The organism is Armatimonas sp. (assembly GCF_964826245.1).
In genome coordinates, this window is the sequence record NZ_CBAYMC010000017.1 from 21,958 (window position 1) to 28,492 (window position 6,535).

At 49.3% G+C, this 6,535-nt stretch carries 6 protein-coding genes; 2 read left to right on the plus strand and 4 right to left on the minus strand.

The window, feature by feature from the left end; translation table 11 throughout:
• Nucleotides 1-99: 99 nt before the first annotated feature.
• From AC1XOS_RS03215 to AC1XOS_RS03230, 4 genes are all read right to left on the minus strand, one after another.
• Entirely contained in the window at nucleotides 100-1,638 is a 1,539-nt protein-coding gene (locus tag AC1XOS_RS03215) for an NHL repeat-containing protein (protein ID WP_481960773.1), read from the minus strand.
• Nucleotides 1,639-1,688: 50 nt separating this feature from the next.
• Nucleotides 1,689-2,495 carry a CsgG/HfaB family protein gene (locus tag AC1XOS_RS03220; protein WP_481960774.1) on the minus strand — a complete coding sequence of 269 codons (807 nt, stop codon included), beginning with the start codon at nucleotides 2,493-2,495 and terminating at the stop codon, nucleotides 1,689-1,691.
• Nucleotides 2,496-2,561: 66 nt separating this feature from the next.
• Entirely contained in the window at nucleotides 2,562-2,930 is a 369-nt protein-coding gene (locus AC1XOS_RS03225; RefSeq protein WP_481960775.1) for a hypothetical protein, read from the minus strand.
• A complete protein-coding gene (locus tag AC1XOS_RS03230) occupies nucleotides 2,927-3,397 on the minus strand; it encodes a hypothetical protein (RefSeq protein WP_481960776.1) in 471 nt (156 codons plus the stop codon). Before AC1XOS_RS03230 ends, AC1XOS_RS03225 begins: the two co-directional genes overlap by 4 nt.
• A 90-nt stretch (nucleotides 3,398-3,487) precedes the next feature.
• Between AC1XOS_RS03230 and AC1XOS_RS03235 the strand changes: the two genes are divergently transcribed.
• Nucleotides 3,488-5,590 (plus strand): bacterial transcriptional activator domain-containing protein, encoded by a 2,103-nt coding sequence (locus AC1XOS_RS03235; protein WP_481960777.1) that lies wholly within the window; start codon nucleotides 3,488-3,490, stop codon nucleotides 5,588-5,590.
• A gap of 3 nt (nucleotides 5,591-5,593) precedes the next feature.
• A partial coding sequence (locus AC1XOS_RS03240; RefSeq protein WP_481960778.1) for a tetratricopeptide repeat protein occupies nucleotides 5,594-6,535 on the plus strand: 942 nt, incomplete at its 3' end.

Genomic DNA, 6,535 nt, shown 5'->3' on the forward strand with positions numbered 1-6,535 from the left:
CGAGATTATACAACCCATTATAGCAGTGAGCGCCGAAACTTATTTCTCTACCATTTACCTTGCTGCGAAACCGTAATGTTGAGAGAATTGCATCACTTATTACGCGGGAGGCTTTGAAAAAATTCCATAAACTGAACCAAATGTCGTGGACGAGAACGAAACTCCAGGGCTGTCAATATCCGTGAGTGTCAGCCCATTGATATTAAAACGAAATAGTTTATTGTTAGCATGTACAAAGAGAACATTATCTCCCTGATTGATAACATTTTGACCCACTGCAAGGCTTCCTTCCATAGATGTTACAGTCTTCATCGCTGTGAGTGCTCCACCACCCGTCGCCAGACTATATAACGTATTACTTTTTTGTTCGGAAAGGCACAATGATCCATTTGGAAGTAAAACGATTCCGCGGAAAGCATAATTACTTGTTGTGAAAACATTTGCAACTATATCTTTCACAAATGTCAATGAATCACCCGTTACTTTGAATTGACAGATTTTCCAGTAGCTTCCATTAGAACCAAGTACATAAATGTTTCCTGCGCCATCTGTTGTACATCCATACACACTGGAGAGATTTCCATAGGTGCTTTCTGCAAGAGTGGCAGCAGGAGTTAATTTTTTCCCTGCTACATCTAAGAGATGAACCGCTGCTGAGGTGACAGTGAAAGTTCTACTCCCTGGCAATCCTAGGACAAGATAAACAGGATATCCGAGCGAGTCGCCCGGTAGAAACTGAGCTGTCCCAGGACGCAAAGCGTAGACAAAATTACCGCTGCCTCCATAAATAGTTCCATCACTACCGAGAGCAAGAGGAGAGGAGTACTCGGTGCCGACTTGGGGAAGAGTGACGCCTGTTAGTGCCCCTGTACGGGAGTCTAACGAGACAAGATGGGGTGTGCCAGAATGTGAGACGTATAACGTTGGTGCTGGAATTTTACCATCACTGGTTTTAATATCTCCTGTCTTAAAGACTACCTTGGTGGTACCTCCTCCAAAATTGGCGACGAGCTTTCCTGTGCCTGTGTTGGTGGGGGTAAAATCTCCTGATGCTCCAATATTTCCCATACCTCCCTCTACAGACCACAGAGGGCGCCAGTTCTCGAAAGTTCCTCCGCTTGTGACGACTTTTGATTTTATGGTGTAGGTTTGCCCAATCTTATAGGTTCCGTTATAGCCATCTGCTGCGGGGAGAATGAACTCTACCCTGGTAATAGTCAAGCCTGCGGGAAGTAAACCTGCCGTCTCTACCGACGTTGTTTCAATTTCTTGTTTAACAGTAATGGGAATCTGAACTGGAGCCGTCGCACTATCCGTTGAGGTGATTTCAACCGTATAATCTCCCGGTGCGACATCAACCACATACTTCCCCGATGAATCTGGTGTGACTACCTTAACAGTATCTCCTTCGGCTCGCCCACCAGATAGAACGATTTTGATCGCAACACGTATGTTGTCAAAAGCAGCAGAGATATTATCAACGCGAGTCAAGTAGCCCTGAACTTTTCGAGTCAGGACACTTGGAGGGGGTGGATCTGTCGTTGAATCGCCTCCCCCTCCACCGCATCCAGAGAGTACGCCTAGGTAGGACAGCGATAGTAACGACAGTGAAAGAAAGTTTTTACGTGTGGTGTTCATAAGGGGATCTTTTTGGTTTCTTTAATTTAAGGATTTATATAGGGGTACGATTAAATTATTCTAGTGAACTCTCGTCTCGCGATGGTTCTGATTTTATAGCCTTTATTTATTATTTTTAATAATTCTTGTTTTTCTTTCCATTCATTTCTTATTCTGAAATCACTTTTGTACTCGCCAGTAATTAATAATGATTTATTTGATTCGCATTGTTTTGCTCTAGCAAGGCATATTACTTTCTTGGTTTTGAATAAATCGCCAAAAGCACCGGCAGATTCTTCGTAAATCTCGAAATCTAATGCCATAGTAAATCCGTCACTTGTGCCTTTGTCAATCAAAAAACCTTCTTTCGCGTCTACTGCTAGTATTGAGGCCGAATCCATAAAGGTAATAACTAAATGTTCTGCTACAAAGCGTTTAGATGACTTTGTGATTGCCGTTTGTAGAGCAATTTGAGGTGTTTCTGAACGCTCTCCCTCTATGCTACGGTATGAAAGTACAATCTCGCTTGTTGCGAGACTTGTTAATGTGTAGGAAATAGTTACTTTCATTCCACCCTTTGCATCTGCTGAAGCATCGTCTACTAAAGCATAAAGAATATATTCGACACCTAGTTTTTTTGCAGCATTGTTAATCTCTTCTGTATCTGTAGATTTATTTAAATCGTTTTGTTTTAATATGTTTGATATCTCACGTCTTTCTACTAGAGTAAATTTGCTTGTGGTGGATATGTCAGATTTTAGGGCATTTTCAACAATCGAAGTTATTGATTTTTGCTCGGAAAGATTGTTGAATATAGATCCTTTTAGATCTTGTTCACCTATGACGGCAATTTTTATTTTTTTAGATTGAAATTTCATTTGATTCCTTTTTGAAATAGTCATTAATAGGGTAGGAATATCTCATCCTACCCTTCCTGAGTTTATCTATTTACCGCGAACGCGCCACAGTTTTAGGACAGCAATTTGATCGCAGGAAGCGTTTAAATCAACCCAGGTTTGCTGCCCTACCCAGTCACGAGGGATGGTGCGTGTGAACGTGGCGCGCCCTTCGGCATTTGTTGTGACGAACCACGAGGGGACACGAACCCCGTGACGCCCAGAGAACCAGAACTCGATCTTAGCGTTCTTAACAGGTTTACCATTCTGTGTCGCGGTTACACTGAACTGAGCAGCCTGACCAAATCCAGGGTTGTTCGGTTGGATGGGGGCGATATCGAGAGCACCAGCTTGGGCAAATGCTACAGATACAAGTGAAGCGATTGCCATAGTAAAGAGAACTGCCATACGGTTCACTTGGGACGTGTTCCAATCGGTACGCGGCGTGTCACAACGCCATTGGGGGCGATGGGATCAAAGACTTCAACGAGCACGTTGTCAAAATTAGGATCGTCAGGTATGTCAAACTCACGCTGAAAAGGAATGGTTAGCTCACCCTGGAAGACCTTTCGGTTTTTTGAGCTTACACGGGCTTCAAGAGTGAACTGACACTTGCACTTCTTGGTAAATGAGGGGTCGTCAATAGAAACACGGAACTTCTCTGTACGAGCAACTCGGTCGGTTACCATATCGTTGCCATTACGAACCACACGACCACCACCCGGGCCACCATTTTCAATACGAACCCAACCGGAACCTGATGAGTAACCTGGGACTTTACAGTGAAATTTAATCTTAACCGGGGCTTGGGCCTGAACAGCAAGAGAGACTAAAAAAGGAACACAAGCGGCTCCTAAAATAACAGATAGACGACGAACATGCATCACTTAAGGTACTCCTTTCCGAATACAATCCCATCATAATTCATAGGGTGTTGTACGGGTGTTGTACATGGTGTACTTTGGTGAAAACCAGTGAAGGTTTTAGAACCTCACCTCACGAATCTTTCTTTGATGGCAAGCTGGTATCTCTCTGTCATGGGCTCTCCCATACTCATTGATCAAAACGCTGATCCCGATAGGCAAGTTCGCTTTCGCTATCGAGATACATGGGTGTTGCTGGCATCTCTGGTGCTAGAGCCTGGTACAAACCGCCGAGAGGCGCTGATTCTGCGACTGGCACTTGATGGGGAACAGACGGGGCGCGATAAGCTGCGCTTTCGCCTGAATGATCTGCGCCACGGTGCGCCTAATCGCCAGAAAAACAGTCAGAGCTTTTGTGGGATTGGGGCTACGAGTGTGCTTGCGGATACAGAGACGGTAGCACTTCACCGTGGGCTTGTTCGCAGTGACTTTCAGGATGTGGAGGCGGCACTGGAGCTAGCGGCTCAGCTTGCAACACCTGAGCAGAGAGTTACTTGCCTGCGCGACGCGGCGGCACTGCTCCGGGGTGGGTTTCTGGAGGGCTACGAGCTGCCGGGCGAGGGAGATGGCTGGCTGGAGCGGATGCGCTTTGAGGCGGAGCGGCTTTCGGCAGAGGTTTGGTTGCAGCTGGCACATGCGTTGGATGCAACGGGTGAGCGTCGCGGGGCGTTTGATGCAGCGCGTAAAGCCTATGTCCTGCGCCCGGAGCACCCTGAGACGCTGGAGCTACTTCTGGATCTCTCGGATGGGGCACGGGAACACGAGGAAGTTCTCCAGCTCTCCAAGCGCTTAGGAGTGGAGAAGCTTCTGCCTTGTCTCGAGGAGCTTGAGCGTGATGGAGTTTCTCTGACAATTACCGAGGAAAGTGTGCTCCGTGAAGCCATTCGGGTACGTCTTGCACAGCTCTCTCAAGAAGTCACACGGGGACTCAAGGCGATTAGTGGCTTTCCACAGGCCTTCACTGCATCACAAGCCCTGGCTATTTGCGATCTCTCGGTTGAGACTCTGGAGCGAATCACACGTGCCTTCCCCCTGCGAAAAGAGGAGAATCGTTATGCTCTGCTTCCCGCGATCCGAGCCGCATTTCAGAGCACACTCTCGGAGCAAGAGAGACAGCACTTTCACGAGCGCCATAGTCTCTACTGGTGCACTACAATAAGCTCTCCTGAGGCTCATGACTTCCGCAAAGTGGCACGGCAGGAAGATAAAGAGAATCTTAAGCTCGCAGCGAGCTGGTATCTGAAGCATGCTCCCCAGCGTGAGGGGGTCATTTTCCTGCAGTACTACTGGCATAGTCATAACTATCCTTGTTCTGCAAGTGAGGTCAAGCAGAGTGAAGCCTACTTGCAGCGTGCTATGGAGGAGCTAACTCAGGATACGGCTCAGCTTGCTTCACAACTACTTGGAAGTCTTGCTGTTTATCGGCAGGATTTTTCTCAGGCAATATTCTGGCTTCGTGTGGCCGTGGAGCGCTTCAGCTCTATCCCTGAAACCTCTTGGATCGAACTTCTGATTGCCTCGCATCATGCCCAACAGGATGAAGTTTTTGATGAGACTCTCGTCTATATTCCTGACCTGAAGGTTCCATGGGAGAGCGTACAGTTGCACTTTCATATTGCCGAAAATCGTAGGGCTCGCCACCGATTTACCGAGGCACTTGAGCATAACGATATCGCTCTTGAGATGCAGAAGACTCTGGATACCCTGAAGCCCCATGATGGCACTCTGCATGGCACTCTGCCTGTTCTCTGGGGGCAGCGTGGCTCGATTCTACAAGCGCTAAAGCGTGTCGAGGAAGCGGAGCATTGCTGGGATACCGCTCTTATTGGGTACGAGGTGCACAAGAACCAGGGAGGGATTGCAGAGTGTTACCAGGCACTGGGCCAGCTTGCAGCACAGTCGGGGCGTGTGGGGCTGGGAATCTCTTTAGTGCAGCAGGCAATTGCCACGTTTGCGGAAGTGGGCAATGAAGGAGCGGTCGCAGCGGCTCAGGGAACGCTAGGGGATATCTTACGAGCACGTGGAGAGATAAAGGAAGCCCGCTCACTCTATGAGAAGGGCCTTGCCTTCTGGAAAGAGCGCGACCACCCCCGCTGGATCGAGATCTTTGAGGCCCGACTCACAAAACTTGAAGACGTTTCCGGTACACTCTAAGGCATGGCTACTTTCTCACCTACCTCGCGCCGCTTGAAGCTGGCAGCTACCACTTTTGTCTTTGCGCTTGCTACCACCACTCTGCTTTGGAGCCAGGGGCGACGCTTTGGGAAAGAGGAAGCACTGCGACCTACTGCCGCCCCGACAGCGGCTCCCTCGATCTTTACCGAACCGGTATCCGACTATAGAGCGAAGCTGGAGGAACTAATGACACGACAGACAGTGGTGGTGACACACGAAGAGAAGCGCAAGCTGGCGGGAGAGCTGGTCGAGCTGGGACGCGGTGCGCACTTTCAGAACCAGGGAGAAGGGAAGCTCTCTCTACAGGCTTGGGATACGGCACTCCAGCTCTTTCGCGAGGTTGGGGACGCCCCCGGCGAGGTTGATATCTTGCTCAATCGCGCGACAGCGGTGGGGATGCTGGGCAAGCCTGACGAGGCGGAGCACAACCTGCGGCAGGCACTGGAGAGAGTGCCGAAAATCCCACAGAATGATTTACAGCAGGCGGCAGTGCTTCATGCGCTTGGTCAGCGGGTGGGGACGAGTGGGCGCTACGACGAAGCGCGGGGCTATTTAGATCGCTCCCTTCAGATTCGTCATCGGCTTAAGGAAGCCAATGGAGAGGCTGATTGCCTTGCGGCGCTGGGGCAGCTGAGCTATGAACAGGGGCAGTCCGCGCAGGCACGTCTACTCTTGGAGCAAGCGGCACAAGGTTTTGCCCGACTCGGGAAAGTCCCCGCACGGGCAGCAGTGCTGGGATCGCTTGGGGATGTCGCACTGGCGGAGGGCGATATTGAGGAAGCGGAAAAGCTCTATACCGAAGGTTTGAGTGTTTGGAAAGAGGCGAAGCAAGATTTCTGGGTGGGGCGGTTTTTGGCACGAACAGCACGAGTGGCTCTGGCAAAGAAAGAACTGGAGAAAGCGAAGAGGCTTGCGGAAGAAAGT

Bases quoted from the DNA above. Each gene is read 5' to 3' on its own strand.
- AC1XOS_RS03215 (WP_481960773.1), bottom strand. From the start codon at position 1,638: ATGAACACCACACGTAAAAACTTTCTTTCACTGTCGTTACTATCGCTG.
- AC1XOS_RS03220 (WP_481960774.1), bottom strand. From the start codon at position 2,495: ATGAAATTTCAATCTAAAAAAATAAAAATTGCCGTCATAGGTGAACAA.
- AC1XOS_RS03230 (WP_481960776.1), bottom strand. From the start codon at position 3,397: ATGCATGTTCGTCGTCTATCTGTTATTTTAGGAGCCGCTTGTGTTCCT.